General features: G+C 70.7%; 15 protein-coding genes. 7 read left to right on the plus strand and 8 right to left on the minus strand.

Annotation, left to right across the window (positions count from 1 at the left end; translation table 11 throughout):
- Window positions 1-110: 110 nt before the first annotated feature.
- Window positions 111-1217, minus strand: a complete 1107-nt coding sequence (locus tag ABZ862_RS24430; protein WP_360961619.1) for an extracellular solute-binding protein — start codon at window positions 1215-1217, stop codon at window positions 111-113.
- Between the two features lie 249 nt (window positions 1218-1466).
- On the opposite strand from ABZ862_RS24430, the gene ABZ862_RS24435 reads away from it, so the two are divergent.
- The gene (locus ABZ862_RS24435) at window positions 1467-2489 is read left to right on the plus strand and encodes an NAD-dependent epimerase/dehydratase family protein (protein ID WP_360961621.1); all 1023 of its coding nucleotides are present in this window, start codon (window positions 1467-1469) and stop codon (window positions 2487-2489) included.
- A 230-nt stretch (window positions 2490-2719) separates the two neighbouring features.
- Here the strand turns inward: ABZ862_RS24435 and ABZ862_RS24440 are convergent, their stop codons facing one another.
- On the minus strand, window positions 2720-3046 hold the full coding sequence (locus tag ABZ862_RS24440; RefSeq protein WP_360962059.1) for a hypothetical protein: 327 nt from the start codon (window positions 3044-3046) through the stop codon (window positions 2720-2722).
- Here ABZ862_RS24440 and ABZ862_RS24445 point away from each other — a divergent pair.
- Window positions 3003-3698, plus strand: a complete 696-nt coding sequence (locus tag ABZ862_RS24445; protein ID WP_360961624.1) for a thaumatin family protein — start codon at window positions 3003-3005, stop codon at window positions 3696-3698. The two genes, ABZ862_RS24440 and ABZ862_RS24445, sit on opposite strands and share 44 nt — an antisense overlap.
- 32 nt (window positions 3699-3730) lie before the next feature.
- On the opposite strand, the gene ABZ862_RS24450 is transcribed toward ABZ862_RS24445, so the two are convergent.
- The 6 genes from ABZ862_RS24450 to kduI all read right to left on the minus strand — a co-directional run bounded on the left by ABZ862_RS24450 (window position 3731) and on the right by kduI (window position 9520).
- Window positions 3731-4519 carry an SAM-dependent methyltransferase gene (locus ABZ862_RS24450; RefSeq protein ID WP_360961627.1) on the minus strand — a complete coding sequence of 263 codons (789 nt, stop codon included), beginning with the start codon at window positions 4517-4519 and terminating at the stop codon, window positions 3731-3733.
- Window positions 4520-5022: 503 nt separating this feature from the next.
- Window positions 5023-5679 (minus strand): bifunctional 4-hydroxy-2-oxoglutarate aldolase/2-dehydro-3-deoxy-phosphogluconate aldolase, encoded by a 657-nt coding sequence (gene eda, locus ABZ862_RS24455; RefSeq protein ID WP_360961630.1) that lies wholly within the window; start codon window positions 5677-5679, stop codon window positions 5023-5025.
- Window positions 5676-6734 carry a sugar kinase gene (locus ABZ862_RS24460; protein WP_360961633.1) on the minus strand — a complete coding sequence of 353 codons (1059 nt, stop codon included), beginning with the start codon at window positions 6732-6734 and terminating at the stop codon, window positions 5676-5678. Before ABZ862_RS24460 ends, eda begins: the two co-directional genes overlap by 4 nt.
- Before the next feature lie 285 nt (window positions 6735-7019).
- A complete protein-coding gene (locus ABZ862_RS24465) occupies window positions 7020-7757 on the minus strand; it encodes an IclR family transcriptional regulator (RefSeq protein WP_360961636.1) in 738 nt (245 codons plus the stop codon).
- A 108-nt stretch (window positions 7758-7865) separates the two neighbouring features.
- Window positions 7866-8666: an SDR family oxidoreductase gene (locus tag ABZ862_RS24470; RefSeq protein ID WP_360961639.1), complete on the minus strand. Its 801-nt coding sequence runs from the start codon at window positions 8664-8666 to the stop codon at window positions 7866-7868.
- A gap of 5 nt (window positions 8667-8671) precedes the next feature.
- On the minus strand, window positions 8672-9520 hold the full coding sequence (gene kduI / locus ABZ862_RS24475; RefSeq protein ID WP_360961642.1) for a 5-dehydro-4-deoxy-D-glucuronate isomerase: 849 nt from the start codon (window positions 9518-9520) through the stop codon (window positions 8672-8674).
- Between the two features lie 120 nt (window positions 9521-9640).
- Between kduI and ABZ862_RS24480 the strand changes: the two genes are divergently transcribed.
- The 5 genes from ABZ862_RS24480 (at window position 9641) to ABZ862_RS24500 (ending at window position 17613) form a co-directional block, all read left to right on the plus strand.
- Entirely contained in the window at window positions 9641-11281 is a 1641-nt protein-coding gene (locus ABZ862_RS24480; protein ID WP_360961645.1) for an L-lactate permease, read from the plus strand.
- 823 nt (window positions 11282-12104) lie between these two features.
- Window positions 12105-13535, plus strand: coding sequence for a PTS transporter subunit EIIC (locus ABZ862_RS24485; RefSeq protein WP_360961647.1), 1431 nt, complete (start codon window positions 12105-12107; stop codon window positions 13533-13535).
- A gap of 71 nt (window positions 13536-13606) precedes the next feature.
- Window positions 13607-15496 (plus strand): FAD-dependent oxidoreductase, encoded by a 1890-nt coding sequence (locus ABZ862_RS24490; RefSeq protein WP_360961650.1) that lies wholly within the window; start codon window positions 13607-13609, stop codon window positions 15494-15496.
- Between the two features lie 50 nt (window positions 15497-15546).
- Window positions 15547-16155, plus strand: a complete 609-nt coding sequence (locus tag ABZ862_RS24495; RefSeq protein ID WP_360961653.1) for a PTS glucose transporter subunit IIA — start codon at window positions 15547-15549, stop codon at window positions 16153-16155.
- A 9-nt stretch (window positions 16156-16164) separates the two neighbouring features.
- Window positions 16165-17613 (plus strand): glycoside hydrolase family 1 protein, encoded by a 1449-nt coding sequence (locus tag ABZ862_RS24500; RefSeq protein ID WP_360961656.1) that lies wholly within the window; start codon window positions 16165-16167, stop codon window positions 17611-17613.
- Window positions 17614-17630: the final 17 nt, after the last annotated feature.

Raw genomic sequence — 17630 nt, forward strand, 5'->3', positions numbered from 1 at the left:
TGCCCGTGAAGGAGCGGCGTCCGGTGCGTGCTCTCTGGGGGTCCCCCCTGCTCGAAGAGCTTGGGGGAGTGCCGGGCGTCGCGACGGGGCGAACGCTGCCTGCCGCGGCACTAGTCCAGTCCGGGTGAGGTGCCGCCCCCCGACTCCGCGGTGAACACCGAGTGCAGCTCCGTCAGATGGTCACGGGACGTCATCCGGCCATCGGCCAGGGGACGGACGTGCGCCACGACAAGAGCCTCTGCCTTCGGCGGCAGGAAGGACCAGGTCGCGTACCCGTACCGTCCCTCGGCCACAGCGCGGGTGAGACCGATGGCGGCGTCCGCGAAGATGCCCGGTGACGCCGCGCGCAGCGCATCGGCGTCCGGGTCCGCCAGAGGAATGTTCCAGTCGCCCGGGACCCGGGCGGAGAAACGGCGGCGTACGTCCCGGTCGAACAGCGCGTCGAGCACGAGCGCCGCGGCATCCGCCGCCCGTGACGACGCGTTGACACCGAGCAGACTGGCGGTACCGAACACGAACAGCGGCGTGGCCACCTGGTCTCGCAGCGGAGGGAAGGGGACCGTGCCCAGCCCCGCGTGGTCTGCCGGCAGCATGCCCGTCATCGCCAGCGCCATCGCCGCCGCACCGTTCACGACCCGCTCCAGCCCTTGCTCGACGGTGTCGTCGAAGTAGCCGGCCCCGAACCATCCCCGGTCGAACCATGAGCGCAGGCAGTCGACCGCCGCGACGAACACCTCGGACGTCCAGGGGATCTCGCCGCGCAGGGCGGCACGCACGGCAGCCGGACCCGCGTAATGGTTGAGGACGAGCGTCCACAGGAGCTCGCAGGACTCTGGCATGTCCGCGCAGCCGGCCCCGAACGGGGTGATGCCCCGGCGGAGCGCGTGCCGGGCGAGCCCCTCCAGTTCCGGCAACGAGGACGGTGCGCCGTGCCCCAGCTCCTCGACGACCCGCGGGTTGAACAGCAGCGTTATCGTCTCGCTGCTTCGCGGGACACCGAACAGCCGGCCGTCCACGGTGGCCAGCCGCAGAGCCGGTGCGAGCAGCCGTGCACCCCAGCCGTGACGGTCGGCGTAGGGGGTCAGGTCGAGCAGGAGTCCACGCGAGGCCAGCGACACGAAGTCACCTGCGCGGGGCACCATCACGATGTCCGGTCCGGTCCCCGCCTCCAGAGCCTCCACCGTCCGCTCCCGGGCGGCGGACGCCAGTACCTTCATGTCCAACCGCACCTGTTCCTGGCCGGCGTTGAAGGGGCCGACGAACAAGTCCCGGACGGCCTGCGGACCAGGCCCCCGGCCGAGCCACCACGACACGCGCACCGGAGGCCGACCCGTACGGGGTTCCTGACGATCGGAATTCATGAAAGAAGATCATCCCACCTCACCGGGAGGGCTTCCCGCGCCGGCGTCTCTGCCGTCGGCAGAACCCGGTTCCGTCGTACGGTCCGGTCCGGCACCGTGGGCCGTATGAGACTTCTGGTATTGGGAGGTACGGAGTTCGCGGGACGGGCCGTGGCCGAGACGGCCCTCGGACACGGCTGGGAGGTGACCGTGTTCCATCGCGGACGGCACGATGCCCCGGCCGGGGTGCGGGTGCTGCACGGCGACCGCACCGTGCCCGGCGGGCTCGCCGCCCTGGCGGAGGCCGGCAGCACCTGGGACGCGGTCGTCGACACCTGGTCGGGGGCGCCTCGCGCGGTGCGTGACGCCGCGCGGTTGCTGCGGGGCCGCGCGGGCAGGTGCGCGTACGTGTCCAGTTGCTCGGTGTACGCGTGGGCACCGCCCGCCGGGTACGGGGAGGACGCGCCGCTCGTCGAGGGCGCCTCGGCCGACGCGGACCGGACGGACTACGCGTGCGACAAGCGGGGCGGCGAGCTGGCGGCCGTGGCCGGGTTCGGCCCGGACCGCTCACTGCTGGTCCGGGCCGGACTGATCCTCGGGCCGTACGAGAACGTCGGCCGGCTGCCGTGGTGGCTGAACCGCGTCGCGCGCGGTGGCCCGGTGCTCGCGCCCGGGCCCCGGGACCTGCCTCTGCAGTACGTCGACGTCCGGGACCTCGCCGAGTGGATCCTCGAAGCCGTGCAGCGGGAGCTGAGCGGGCCGTACAACCTGATCAGCCCTCAGGGACACGCCACCATGGGCACGCTGCTGGACGCCTGCGCACGGGCGACCGGCGGCCCGGCCGAACTGCGCTGGACCGATCCGCAGGTGATCCTCGACGCGGGAATCGAACCGTGGACCCAGCTGCCGGTGTGGGTCCCGCCGGCCGGCGAGCTGCACGACGCCCTGCACGGCGCGGACGTGTCGCGGGCGGTGGGGGAGGGGCTGCGCTGCCGCCCGGTCGAGGAGACCGTCACCGACACCTGGCAGTGGCTCCGGGACATCGGCGGCACGGCACCGGGGCGGCCGGACCGCACCGCCCCGGGACTCGATCCACAGGCCGAGGCGAAGGTGCTGGGCATCGGCGGGACCGTGCGCCGGAACCGGTGACGCAGCCGGCCCGGTGTGCCGTCGGACTGCGATTGCGGACACCGCGCCACACCGGCGCTCCGCGGCGGGTCCGACGTGCTGGACGGCGAGAACGGCGGCCCGCCCCGGAATTTGTGTTGTCGGCGGCCGCCGGCGACGTCACCGATACGAGAGGACGCCCCGCGACCGGCACGAGGAAGAGGCGCAGCAATGGCAAGCGGACACAGAAGACACGGTGCGAGCCCGGCACGTCACCGCTGGTGGTACGCGGGGACGGCCGCCCTCGCGGCAGCGGTCGCGGTACTGATCGCGTACGGCACATGGTCACCGTCGGGCACGGGCACCGGCACCGCGCGCACGGCGGACACGGACCGCCACGTCACCGCCGGGCTCAGGCCGTCCCCCGCGCCGGACGCTTCCCCGTCCCCCTCGCCCTCACCGCGTCGCAGCGCCTCGGCGTCGCCCTCGCCCTCCGCGAAGGCGAGCGCGACGGCGAAGCGCACACCGAAGCCGGCCACCGGTCCGGGCACGACGGTGGCCCGGCCGTCGGCGGTACCGGCCGGCAAGCGCCTGATCACGGTCGTCAACCGGACCCCGGAGACGGTCTGGGCGATCGTCACCGACACCGCCGCATATCCGGCCGGCCACAGGCTGGCCCCCGGTCAGAGCATGTCCGTGACCGTGGCGGACAACTGGGGCGGCCGTGTCTGGGGCCGTACCGGATGTGCCGCCACCGCCGCGGGCCCCTGTGCGTCCGGCGACTGCACCAGCGTGTGCGACGGCCCCAACCCGCCCACCACACTGGGCGAGTTCACCCTGGACGCGTACGCGGGCATGGACTTCTACGACGTGAGCATGGTCGACGGTTCGAACCTGCCCATGTACATCAACGTCTCCCACACCACGACCGTCGACCCGGTCAGCTCCTCCGGCTGCTACCAGGGACGCTGCACCTCGGACATCGACTGTCCCACCGCGATGCGGTCCGTCTCGGGCGGCCGGGTCGTCGGCTGCAAGCCGCCGTGCGCCGCGTTCGGGGGCGACACGTACTGCTGCCGGGGCGCATGGGCCGGCCGCGAGAAGTGTGTCCCCTCCAAGTGGCCGGTGGACTACACCCAGGTCTTCAAGCGGGCCGAGCCGTACGCCTATTCCTACGCCTTCGACGACTCCGCGACCATGGCCTGCAAGGGGGCCTGCTACTACAAGGTGACCTTCGGAACCACGCCCTGACACCCGCCGACGGGCGACGGCCGGTGACGGGTTCAGCGGATACGGGCCACACCCGCGTAGATGCCGCTGTCCTCCCGTTCCGGGGCCGGGGCGGAGGCGAACCAGTCGGTCGCCGTCACCAGTCCGGGCGGTACGAGATCCAGGCCGTCGAAGAAGCGCCCCACTTCGGAGCGGGTGCGGAAGGCGAGCCGGATACCGCCCTTGGCGTACTCGGCGACGACCTGTTCGGCGAGTTCCGGGAACAGGTCGGACGCGGCGTGCGAGAGGATCAGACCGCTGCCCGACGGCAGTGTGCGGACCAGGGCACGGACGATGCCGTGGGCGTCCTGCTCATCGGTGATGAAGTGCATCAGCGCGATGAGCGAGAGCGCGATCGGGCGGTCGAAGTCGAGGATGTGCCGGGCGTGCCGGACGATCGCCTCCGGGTCGCGCACATCGGCCTGGACGTAGTCGGTCGCTCCCTCGGGACGGCTGATCAGCAGTGCCTCGGCGTGCCGCAGGACGATCGGGTCGTTGTCGGTGTAGACGACCCTGGCCGACGGCACGATGTTCTGCACGATCTGGTGCAGGTTCGGCGCGGTGGGAATGCCGGTGCCGACGTCCAGGAACTGATCGATGCCCTGCGTGGCGAGCCATGACGCCGCCCGGTGCATGAACTGACGGTTCTGCCGGGCGGCGTCTCTCGCCTCGGGCGGCAGCTTCTCGCCGACCGCCTCGTCGACCGGATAGTTGTCCTTGCCGCCGAGCAGCCAGTCGTAGACCCGCGCTGGGTGCGCCCTGCTGGTGTCGATCGGCGGGGACGGCTGGGGGTCGGTGGTCATGGCAACTCCATCGCGCCGGTGAAAGATACAGACCGAGTTCGCGGTGATCGTACTCGGATATCTCATCTGCCTTGCAACGAGGCGATGTTCACGGCTCGCGAAATGCCGCGCAGGCGTCTCGCGAGCCGCGCTCCCGCCGAGGTTCAGGTGCGGCGGGAGCGGCGCGTCACAGAGTCACGTCTTGTCCTGGCCGTTGCAGTCCCGGATGACGGCCTTGGTGCCGTTGGTGGTGCCCAGGTCGCCCAGGTCGTAGGCGTCCAGGCACTTGTCGCCGTGTACCACGAGTTCCTTTGCGGGAGGCGTACGTCCATGCCGGCAGCGCCGCGGGCCCGGCGATGTGCCGCCGGATGGGCTCCGGCCCGTGCGTGACGTGGCCGGCGACGACGGCACCGTGACCGGGACGGCGGTGATCGCGACGACGGACCCGGACCGGCACCGGGTACCGCTCATGATCCGGCCGTCCGCCGGGCGCGCCGCCGCCCGGGCGCCGGGCGGCCCGGGGGTCAGCCGTTCTCGGGGGCGTGGTGTCCCAGGCTGGCGGCGTCGCGCGCCAGCGCCGCGACGGTGGTCCAGTCCCCGGCCTGCACCGCGGCGGCCGGCAGCATCCAGCTGCCGCCCACGCAGGCGACGTTGGGCAGCGACAGATAGGACGGCGCGTTGGCCGCCGTTATCCCGCCGGTGGGGCAGAACCGCACCTGAGGCAGCGGTGACGCCAGCGCCCGCAGATACGCGGCGCCGCCTGCGGCCTGGGCCGGGAAGAACTTCATGTCGGTGATGCCCTGCTCCAGCAGGGTCACCGCCTCCGAGGCCGTGGCCACCCCGGGCAGGAAGGGAACCCCGGTGTCCCGCATCGCGGCCACGAGCAGGTCCGTCGAACCCGGGCTGACCAGGAACCGGGCTCCCGCCGCCACGGCGGCGTCGGCCTGTGCCGTGGTGAGCACCGTACCGGCTCCCACCACGGCGTCCGGGACCTCGGCGGCGATGGCCCGGACGGCCTCCAGTGCGGCTGGGGTGCGCAGCGTCACTTCGATGGCGGTCAGACCGCAGGAGACCAGGGTGCGGGCGAGCGGCACCGCAGCGGTGGCGTCCTCCAGCACCACGACCGGCAGGACGGGGACGAGGTCCAGCGGTGAGCGGAGAGACAGTCGTGTGGAGGTCATCGGGCGTCCTTCGTACGGGTCCGGGCGGCGCCGCCTACGGCGACCGCGTCGGCAGGTGGGCGGGGTGCAGTGTTGTCCTCGGCGCGGTATGCGCGCGGGGGCAGAACGGCGGCGGGGAGGACGGCACCGCGATGGCCGATCACCTGGCCCGCCAGGGTGCCGGCCCGGCGGGCCGCGGTGAGGGGGTCGGACCCGGTCAGACGCGCGGCCAGATATCCGCCGTTGAAGGCGTCACCGGCCGCTGTCGTGTCCACGATTGACGGGACCGCGGTCACCGCGACGGGGCGAGGGCGTTCGCCGTCCCACACCACGCAGCCCCGGGCTCCGTCCTTGACCACGACCTCCGGGATGCCGAGGCCGGTCAGTCGCGCGACGCTGCCGGCCGCTGAGCTGTCGTCGAACAGTGCCGCTTCGTCCGTGAAGGTCGGCAGGGCGATCGTCGTCAGCCGCCAGGCGGCCGAGACCGCTGCTCGGGCTGTGCCGGGGTCGGGCCATCCGGCTGGGCGGTAATTGCTGTCGAACACCACGTCGGTGCCGCGGGCGCGTGCGGCGCGGAGCGCGGTCAGCAGCCGCTCACGGGCCCTGGGCGGCAGGATGTGGAGCGTGACGGCGGACAGGTAGACGACGTCGTATTCGGCCGGCAGCCTGTCCACCTCGGGTGGGCACAGGGGACCGAACAGCTGCCGGGCCGCTGACTGCGACCTGTAGTAGGTGAAGGTCCGTTCCCCTGCCGCGTCGGTGTCCACCAGGTACAGCCCGGGCTGAGCCCCGTCGATCCGCTGCACGGGTGCGGTGCCGATGCCTTCGCGACGCAGGGCGGCGACGATGCCTTCGCTGTAGTGGTCATTGCCGAGCATGGTCAGATAGTCCACCTCGACCTGCCCGGGATCGGTGCAACGAGCCAGGTAGACCGCGGTGTTGAAGGTGTCGCCCGCGTATCCCAGACGGAGTGTGCAGCCATCCAGGTGGACGAGTTCCGTCATGCACTCGCCGATCGCGAGGACACGCACCGGTCGGCCGGGGCCCGTACGGGGCCGGGAAGCGTTCGACTTCATGAGCACTCCTCTGTTCTGTCGTACGGAACAATATTCCATCAAAGAGAACGCGGTCATGGGCTGTGCGGGCCGGGGCGAAGGAAGAACGGCATCGGTCGGCAGGGGTCGTGGGGGCCGGGTGGCGGGGACCGAAGACCTGGCGGGGGAGGGTGGCCGCCGGAATGTTAATGTCGTGAGCATGTCAAATTGAACGGCGGAGCCGATCACCTCACCGGTGGCGGCCTCTAGGCACGCAGGCCAGCCGGCCGCGCGGTGGTGCCGGCGCGGACGTGGTGCTGCGGCTGATCAGCTTCTGACGGCGGCGGTGGCGGCGGGAGCGCCGAAGGAGCGGGAGATCTCCTCGCCCACCTTGACGACCGTACCCGCGAGATCCTCCACCGGCTGTTTCCACGGCTCCAAGGTCAGTGTGGAGATGCTGACCCCGCCCACGGCCTTTCCGGCATGGTCGAAGACAGGTGCGCCGAGGCAGATGATGCCGTTCTCGTTCTCCTCCATGTCCAGGGCGTAACCGCGCTCCCGGACCGCCCGCAGTTCCGCGACGAGAGCGTCCTCGTCGGTGATGGTGTGGGCGGTGCGCCGTTCCATCCCGGCGCGGCGCACCATCTCCCGCACCTGGCTCTCGTCCGTCCAGGACAGCGCCGCCTTGCCGACAGCGGTGCAGTGCGGCCGGATGCTCATGCCCACCCGTGACGGCATGTGGTAGGGCTTGCTGCCTTCGACCTTGGCCACGTACACCACGTCGTCGCCGACGAGAAGCCCGAGATGGACGGTGTACCCGGTCTCCTGCTGCAGTTTCCGCAGCGCCGCGTCGGCGTAGTAGGCCGGTTCGAAGCGTCCCAGCACCTTGCTGGACAGGGAGAGGATCCGCGGACCGCCGAGGTACCGGCCGCCGCCCACGTTCAGTGCGAACTGGTGGTCCACCAGGACCCGCAGGATGCGGTGCACGGTGGACTTGGGCAGGCCGGTGACCTCGGCGATGTCGGTGACGCGCTCGTGGTCGGCAAGCGCCTCCAGGACGGTCAAGACCTTCTCCGAGGCGTTTCCCCCACCTGGATTGCTCTTCACTGGCTGCCCGTCACCCGTCGTCCGTGCGGGGCGCCCCGTCCCGGGCGCCCGCTCATCGTGGCATTATCACCGCGCCATCCATCCACCGTCGACCACGAGCACATGACCGTTCACATAGTCGGATGCCGAGGAGGCGAGGAAGACCGCTGGCCCCACGATATCCCCGGGGGTACCCCAGCGACCGGCCGGGATGCGCTGCTTGATCTCTTTTTCCCGCTCGGCGTCGGCGCGCAGCGGCGCGGTGTTCTGAGTGGCGATGTACCCGGGCGCTATCGCGTTGACCTGGACCCCGCGGCCACCCCACTCATTGGCAAGCGCCTTGGTCACGCCGGCCACCGCGTGCTTGGTGGCGGTGTACGAGGCGACGTTGATGCCGCCCTGGAAGGCCAGCAGCGACGCGGTAGAAATGATCTTGCCCGAGCCGCGTTCGGCCATCTTTCGCCCGAACGCCTGGGACAGCAGGAAGACCGCGTCCATGTTGACGGCCGTCACCCTCCGCCAGTCGGCGTACTCCACCTCGGCAGCCGGTGCGCGGGAGATCATCCCGGCGTTGTTCACCAGGATGTCGATCTCGTGACGGCTGTTGAGGTCCGCGGTGAGGGCGTGGACGCGTTCCGGGTCGCCCAGGTCGATGCCGATCGACTCCACCTCGGCGCCGGCGGCGCGAGCCGGTGCGGCGGTGTCCTCCATGTCGGGGCTCAGGCCGGCCAGGACGAGGTCGGCCCCGGCCCGGGCCAGACCGATGGCGATGGCCTGCCCGATGCCTGATCCGGCGCCGGTCACCAGCGCGGTACGACCGGCGAGGGAGAACAGGCCGGCAGGGCCGTCGGCCGGGTGTGCCGGGTTCTTCGTGGACTGTGCGTTCACCGCGGTCACCGCATTTCCGTGACGGCGACATGGTCCATGTCGTCGAAGGTCTGGTCCTCGCCGCCCATGGCCCACACGAAGGCGTAGGCGCGGGTGCCGAACCCGCAGTGCACGGACCAGCTGGGCGAGATGACCGCCTGGCCGTCGGCGACGATGATGTTGCGAGTCTGGTCCGGGCGCCCCATCAGATGCACCACCCTGGCGTCCGCCGGGAGGTCGGTGTAGAGATACGCCTCGGTACGCCGGTCATGGGTGTGGCACGGCATCGTGTTCCACATCGAGCCGGGCTCGAGGATCGTCACGCCCAGCACGAGCTGGCAGCTGCGGATGCCGCCCTCGTGGATGTAACGGCGGATGACCCGGTCGTTGGAGCCCTCGCGGCTGCCGAGCCGCTCTCCCTCGGTGTCCGCCAGCCGGGCCAGGCCGGTGGGGTGGGCGGTGTGGGCGGGCGTCGAGACGAGGTAGAAGCGTGCTCGCGTCCCGCTCCCGTCACCGGAGCCGGAATCTGTGGCGAAGATCACTTCGCGGGCGCCGCGTCCGATGTAGAGGCAGTCCTTGTTGCCGAGTGCGTACTCGGTGCCGTCCACCGTCACCGTGCCGGGCGCCCCGACATTGACCACTCCGGCCTCGCGGCGCATGAGGAAGTACTCGGCGCGCAGCGGGTCGAACGCGGGAAGGGTGACCGGCGTGTTTGCCCGCGGGCTGGTGCCCGCGATCACCATCCGGTCCTGGTGTGTGTACACGGCCGCCACTCGGTCGGAGGGGAACAGGTCCTCGACCAGGTAGTGGGCTCGCAGTCGCTCGGTGTCGAACCCCGGTATCTGCTCCGGGTGTGTCGGATGGCGGACGTCCATGATCGGCCCTCGTTTCGCGGGATCGATGGTTGCGCGGGTCAGTCTATAGTCCGTCCTGCGGACTCACGTTCCGTCTGACAGAACACTCGGAGGCCGCTCCAACCCGCACTTGAGGTGATCATGTACACCCAAGACTTCGATCCGACGGGATCGCTGTTCCTCTCCGCGCTGCTGGCCCTGCTCCCCCTGCTCGTCCTGCTGGTCCTGCTCGGCGGAATACGTCTGAAGGCGCACTGGGCCGGACTCGCCGGTCTTCTCGTCGCCCTGGGGGTGGCCGTCCTCGGCTACTCGATGCCCGTCGGCCAGGCCCTGGACTCGGCCGCCTTCGGAGCGGCATTCAGCGTGCTGGCCATCTTGTGGATCACGTTCAACGCCATCTGGATCTACAACCTCACCGTGGAGACGGGCGACTTCCACACGCTGCGCCGGGCGTTCGCGTCGGTCAGCGACGACCGCCGGATCCAGGCCATCGTGATCGCCTTCGCCTTTGGGGCGTTGCTCGAAGCACTGGCCGGAGGCGGTTCCCCGATAGCCATCTGCGCGGTGATGCTGATCGCCCTGGGCTTCAGCCCGCTCAAGGCCGCGGCACTGACGCTCGTGGCCGACACCGCCCCGGTGGCCTTCGGCGGCATGGGCAACCCGATCACCATCATCGGTGCGACCACCGGTCTGGACGCGGACCGGTTCGGGGCGATGGCGGGGCGGCAGACCCCGCTGCTCGCCGCGCTCGTCCCCTTCGTGCTGCTGTACATGGCCGACGGGCGGCGGGGACTGCGTCAGGTGTGGCCGGCCGCTCTGGCTGCCGGACTGTCGTTCTCCTTCTCGCAGTTCGTCTTCTCGAACTACTTCGCCTACAAGCTCACCGACATCTTCGCGGCGCTCGTGTCGGTCGGCGCGATCCTGCTGCTCAACCGGTTCTGGAAGCCGGAGCCCGCCGACGAGACGGACGGAGCCGGCGACGGGGCCCCGGCCGGCAGCGGCATCCGCGACGACGACCCCCACCGGCACGAGGGCACGGCGGACTCCACCGCGGACCGGATCCGGGCCTTCGCCCCCTACGGGATCATCGTGCTGCTGTTCTCCCTGGCCCAGATCGAAGCCGTGAAGGACTGGCTGGCCAAGGGCACCTGCACCTTCGCCTGGCCGGGACTGCACATCCTCAACTCGGACGGTGACCCCATGGCCACCAACTACGTCCTCAACTGGGCGTCCCACACCGGCACCCTGCTGTTCATATCCGGTCTGCTCACCATGCTGGTCCTCAAGACCGGTCCCACCACCGGGATGCGTGTCTACGGACGGACGATCCGTCAGTTCGGCTGGGCGATCTTCACCATCCTGTGTGTGTTCTCGCTGTCGTACGTGATGAACCAGTCCGGACAGATCGTCACCCTCGGCCAGTGGCTCGCAGGTTCGGGTGGCTTCTTCGCCTTCCTGTCGCCGGTCGTCGGCTGGTTCGGCGTTGCCATCACCGGGACGGACGCCGGGGCCAACGCCCTGTTCGGCGGGCTCCAGGTGACGGCGGCCCATCAACTGGACGTCTCGCCCTATCTGTTCGGAGCGGCCAACTCCACCGGTGGGGTGATGGCCAAGATGATCTCCCCGCAGTCGCTGGCGGTCGGTGCGGCGGCCGTGGGCATCGTCGGACAGGAAGGCACCTTGTTCCGCCGGGTCTTCGGCTGGAGCATGCTGCTTCTGCTGATCACCGCTGTCCTCGTCTACCTCCAGTCCACCCCGGTACTCGACTGGATGGTGGTCTGACGTCCACGCCGCGGTGACGGTGCCCGGCGGCGCCGTCACCGCGCCGCCGCGTGTTTTCCGGCCGCCTCCAGCCCCCAGGCCGGCTGCGTGTTGAAATCGGCCGGTGAGGAGAACACCCGGCCAGGCGGGAACGAGGTCTCCGGGGGGCCGCTCGCCCGCTCGACCGGCCCTTCGCCTCCGGGCCCCGGTGCCGGCGAGGGATCACCTTGACCGGCATGCCCTCCGCGCGGTGGAGCCGGCGGAGCTCAGCCCGGTCCTCCACACCGATCACCCCCGCCACCTGACTCCCATGGAGCCAGACCGATCGCTTGATCACGGAAGGGGTCACTTTTCATCGACCGACAGGGGGTCGCGACGGTTCACGGAACGACGGCAACGCCGGCCAAGGGCGTCGCGCACTTGCCGCGGGCCGACGTGTCTATGCATAATGCGGGCACTTCGACGAAGCGACACGCTTCGATCGTGACCACAGGGTTGTTACTCGCTGCGAGGCAAGATCTGAGGTCCGGCGCACGGTATTCCGGTACCCAGGTCCAGGCGGTGCTCGCCCCCCTGCGTCCGGACCAGGTCGACGAGAGCAGCTGGCCTCTTCCCCGGCGGACATCCTCCCGGTCTCGCAAGAGCCTCCCCCTCTCTCCCGTACCTGGATGGCGTGCGGGCACCCCGGCTCAGCCGTCTCCCGTGCCCTCCCACGCCATTTCCCGTCCCGCGCGCCGGTGGCCGACTGCGACGGAGCAGTCGTCCGAACCCGGGACCCCTGTCTCGGGACCCCCGTGCAGTGCAGGACAGGCGTTGCCACGCGGCGGCGCGGAGAGAGGACCACATGTACGCAGAGTTCGCCCGCATCACCGTCGATGCGGTGGGAGGGCCGGACAACATCCGGCAGGTCACCCACTGCGCGACCAGACTGCGGTTCCAGCTGGTGGATCCGGACAAGGCCGACCGCGAGCGGGTCGAGCAGCAGTCCGAGGCGGTCGGCGTGATCGAGTCCCAGGGACAGTTCCAGGTGATCGTGGGACCGACGGTGCCCGAGGCGTACCGCGCGGTCGCCGCGATCCCGGGAGTCCGCACCGAGGACTCCGAGCCGCAGGACGCCGCCGGTGACGGTGCGGCGAAGCCCGCGCGGGGCAAGGGCAGCGGTTCGTGGCTGGACCGCCTGCTGGGCACCATCTCGGCGATCTTCACCCCGTACATCCCGGTGCTGGCCTCCGTGGGCATCATCCAGGGGCTGCTGGCCGTCGCCGTGAAGTTCCACTGGCTGGCCAACACCTCCGACACCTACGCGATCCTGGCCGCCGCCGGCAACGCGATGATCTACTTCTTCCCGGTGCTGCTGGCCTTCACGGCCGCGCGCCAGTTCGGTGCCAACCCGTACATCGGCGCCACGATCGGCGCGGCGCTGCTGGAGCCGAACCTCACCGCGATCAACGTGAGCGGCAAGCACCTGGACTTCCTCGGCATCCCGTTCATCGGGCAGTCCTTCTCCAGCACGGTGCTGCCGATCCTCTTCGGGATGTGGGCCTTCTCCTACCTCGAGCGGGCGCTCAAGCGGATCCTGCCGCAGCTCACGCACCTGCTGCTGATCCCGGTCTTCTCCCTGGTCGTCATGGTGCCGGCCATGCTGCTGGTGTTCGGTCCGATCGGCTTCGGGATCGCCAAGGGCGTGGCCGTGGGCTACGACTGGCTGCTGCACTACCCGCTCATCCTGAGCCTGCTGTTCGGCGGCTTCTTCATCTTCGTCATCGCGATCGGCGCCCACTGGCTGGTCACCCCGCTGCTGCTGGGCATCCTGGCCGACCAGGGCAAGGAATACGCCCTCGCCGCCGGCGGCATGGGCAACTACGCGATCCTCGGCGTGCTGCTCGCGGTCCTGCTGACCAGCAAGGACAAGCCGACCCGCACCGTGGCCGCCTCCGCGGCCTTCGTCAACGGCGTGGCGGGCATCACCGAGCCGGGCCTCTACGGCGTGGTCATCAAGAGCAAGCGCTACCTCGTCGCCGTGGTCGCCGGCGGCCTGGTCGGCGGTCTCATCTGCGGGCTCTTCGACGTCTACGTCACGGCCTTCGCCTTCAGCGGCATCCTCGGCGCACCCGCCTTCCTCGCGTCGCCCCGGGCGGTGCCCTACTTCTTCGCCGTGGCCTGCTCGATGGCCGTCGGGTTCCTGTGCACGCTGCTGCTCGACCGCCGCTCCCGGCAGTCGGAGCAGGCGCAGACGACGCCGGAGCCCGCGGCAGCGGAAGCCGCCGCACGCTGACCGCCGCGGCCGGGGGTCCCGCGCACCGGGACCCCCGGACCCCCACCCGCCCCGTCCTTTTGGAGAACCACATGGATTACCCCCACCTGTTCAGCCCTCTGACCATCAACGGGATGGTCACCAAGAACCGCATCGTCGCCACACCGACGGGCGACTTCTTCGAGGACAAGGCGCTCGGCGGGGTCGGCATCGTGGTGACGGGGCACGCCATCGTGGAGCCGGGCCGGTCCAGCTACTCCAGCGGGGACGAACCCGACGCCTTCGCGAAGTACGAGGCCGAGGCGACCCGCCGCCGGGTCCTCAAGGCCCACCAGGCCGGGGCCAGGGCGTCGCTGGAGATCTTCCACGCCGGTGAGTACGCCAGGGTCAAGGACTTCGCGCGCGGCCCGGTCTCGCACGTCCGCGCCGACGGCGTCGAGGTGCGCGCCATGACCGAGGAGGACATGGACCACGTCCTCGACCTCTACCGCACCTGCGTGCGCAATGCCCGCGACCTCGGGTTCGACATGGTCTTCCTGCACTTCGGACACGGCTGGCTGCCGGCGCAGTTCCTCTCCCCGCGCAACAACCGGCGCACCGACGACTACGGCGGGTCACTGGAGAACCGGGCCCGATTCCCGCTGCGCATCCTCCGGGCGGTCCGGGAGGCCGTCGGCCCCGACTACCCCGTCGACATGCGCATCAGCGCCGTCGAGTTCATGGAGAACTCCGTGGAGTTCTCCGACGTCCTGGAGTTCATCACCCTCGCCGAGCCCTATATCGACACGGTCCAGATCTCCGCGGGCGTCGACATCGGCATCCAGGGCAACGTGCACGTCGCGACGACCAACTTCGAAGAGCACATGCCCAACGCCCACTGGGCGGCCACCGTCAAGCAGTATGTGGACATCCCGGTGAGCGTCGTCGGGGCGATCATGCACCCCGACCAGGCCGAGAAGCTCATCGCCGGCGGCATGGTCGACATGGTCGCCCTCGGCAGACCCCTCATCGCCGACCCCGACTGGCCCCGCAAGGCCCAGGAGGGCCGGGCCGACGAGATCGTGCCGTGCATCCGGTGCCTGCAGTGCTACCACATCTCCACCAACCGCCGGAAAGTCGGCTGCTCGGTCAACCCCCGCTTCTGGAACGAGGAGTTCGTCCCCCGGGAACTGACCATCACCCCCCGTCCACGGCACACCGTCGTCGTCGGCGGCGGACCCGGCGGCATCACCGCGGCGCTCACCGCCGCGGGCCGCGGGCACCGGGTGACGCTGCTGGAGAAGGAGCGGGAGCTCGGCGGCCAGCTGCGGTGGGTCGCCCGCGAGCACTACAAGCAGGACATCAAGGCCTACCTCGACTACCTGCTGCGCCAGGTCGAGCAGAGCGCGATCGACATACGGACCGCTACGGACGCCACCCCGGAACTGGTGGCGGAGCTCGCCCCCGACGCCCTGGTCGTGGCGGTCGGCGCCACCGAGGTCGTACCGCCCATCCCGGGCATCGACCAGAAGCACGTGCTCACGGGCAACGAGGCCATCGAGCGCGAGCACGAACTCGGCGACCGCGTCGTCGTCATCGGCGCCGGCTCCATCGGCACCGAGATCGGCCTGGAACTCGCCCGCCTGCGCGGCAAGGACGTCACCGTCGTCGACATCGCCGGCACCTATGCCCCCCAGGGCAACTCGCTCTACCGCGAGGGCCTGCGCCAGAAGATCGAGGACACCCCCACCCTGGGCTTCCTCTTCCACACCCGGTGCGTACGGATCGACCCGGACGCGGTCGTGGTCATCGGCGAGGACGGCGAGGAACGCCGGCTGCCCGCCGACCACGTCATCGTCTCGGTCGGTATGCGCGCCCGCACCCAGGAGGCGAACGCCTTCTACGGCATCACCCCGGAGATCGCGATGGTCGGCGACTGCAAACGGCCCCGCATCATCATGGACGCCGTCTTCGAGGGCCACAGCTACGCCATGAACCTGTGACCGCTCCCTCGGCCCACCACCCCCACCCGAGCAACCCCCACGGAGGCAACGTGACCAGCAACGACGGACAGGGCGCACCCCGGCGCCGCCTCTGGAACCTCCGGGGGAACGACCGCCAGGACAGCCCGGCGACCCTGCCGGCCGGCACGGAGCCCTCGGCCCGCTCCGGGCAGCCGCCGGCCCCGGCCGGCACGGCCCCGTCCGCCGCGGGAACCCTGCGGATCGGCGCGCCCGTGACCGGCGAGCTCATCGCGCTCAGCCAGGTCGGCGACCCGGCGTTCTCCGCCGGACTGCTCGGCCCCGGCATGGGCGTGCGGCCCTCCTCCGGCGAGGTCACCGCCCCCGTCGGCGGCGCCCTGGTGTCCGTCATGCCCCACGCCTACGGCCTGCGCACGCCGCAGGGTCTCGAGGTGCTCGTCCATGTCGGCATCGACACCGTCAGCCTCAAGGGACGCCACTTCGACCCGCTGGTGGAGCAGGGGCAGCAGATCGAACCGGGGCAGGCGCTGGTCCGCGTCGACGTGCCCGCGATCGTCGAGGCGGGCCTGGACCCGACCGTCATCGTGGTGGTGACCAACGCCGACTCCGTCGGCGGGATCGAGACCCAGGTACCCGGACCGGTCGAGTCCGGCCAGGCCGTCGCCACCGTCACCCTCTGAGGAGCACCCGTGCAGCACCAGTCCCCGCGTCCCTTCCCGCCCGGCTTCCTGTGGGGCGCCTCGACCTCCGCCTACCAGGTGGAGGGCGCCTGGAACACGGACGGCAAGGGACCCTCCGTCATCGACGCCCGCACCGAGCTCCCGCCCGGGACGGCGGACTTCACCGTCGCCAGCGACCACTACCATCGCTTCGCCGAGGACATCGCGCTGTTCGCGGAACTCGGACTGCGTGCCTACCGGTTCTCCGTCGCGTGGTCCCGGGTGATCCCCGACGGCGACGGCGCGGTCAACCCCGCCGGCCTCGCCTTCTACCACCGGCTGATCGACGCGCTGCTGGCCGCCGGCATCGAGCCGATCGTCACGATGTACCATTTTGACCTGCCTCAGGCGCTCCAGGAGCGCGGTGGCTGGTCCCGGCGCGCGACCGTCGACGCGTTCGAGCGCTACGCCCGAGTGCTCGTGAGCGAGTTCGGCGACAAGGTCCGCCACTGGCTGACGATCAACGAACAGAACGTGATGATCCTTTTCGCCTCCGCGCTCGGGCTGGAGCCGCCGCGGTCGAGCGACCCGCAGCGCGAGCTGTACCAGCAGAACCACCACATGCTGGTCGCCCAGGCGCGCGCCATGCGCGCGGTCCACGAGATCTCCCCGCGCGGCAAGGTCGGCCCGGCCCCGAACATCGCCTGCGTCTACCCCGCCTCCAGCGACCCGCTGGATGTCGTCGCCGCGGAGGACTTCAGCGCGATCCGTAACTGGCTCTACCTCGACGCCGCCGTGCACGGCCGCTACAACACCACGGCCTGGGCCTACCTGGGCGAGCGGGGCTGGCGGCCCCGGATCGAGCCGGGCGACATGGAGGACCTCGCGGCGGGCCGCCCCGACCTCGTCGCGTTCAACTACTACACCTCCCACACCGTGGGCGCCCCGCGCGACGACGAACCGGAGCTCGGCGGATCGGCCGACCAGCACCTGCTCGTGGGCGAGGCCGGCACCTACCGGGGCGTGTCCAATCCGCACCTCGCCACCAACGAGTTCGGCTGGGAGACCGACCCGGTCGGATTCCGCACGACCTTCCGCCAGCTCTACGACCGCTACCGCCTGCCGCTGCTGGTCACCGAGAACGGCCTGGGCGGCCGCGACGTCCTCGAGGCCGACGGGGCGGTGCACGACTCCTACCGCATCGAGTACCTCGGCGAGCACATCGCGCAGATGCGGGAAGCCCTCGCCGACGGTGTGGACGTGCTCGGGTACTGCCCCTGGTCGGCCATCGACCTGGTCTCCACCCACCAGGGCGTCGCCAAGCGCTACGGCTTCATCTACGTCGACCGCGGCGAGGACGACCTGCGCACTCTCGGCCGTCACCGCAAGGACAGCTTCGCCTGGTACCAGCGCGTGATCGCCGCCAACGGGCTGTCCCACAGCCGCGACACCGCCCTCGTGCCCCCGCACCAGGGCTGACACCCGCACCATGAAGG

The organism is Streptomyces sp. NPDC047000 (assembly GCF_040644295.1).
In the GTDB taxonomy this organism is placed as follows: domain Bacteria; phylum Actinomycetota; class Actinomycetes; order Streptomycetales; family Streptomycetaceae; genus Streptomyces.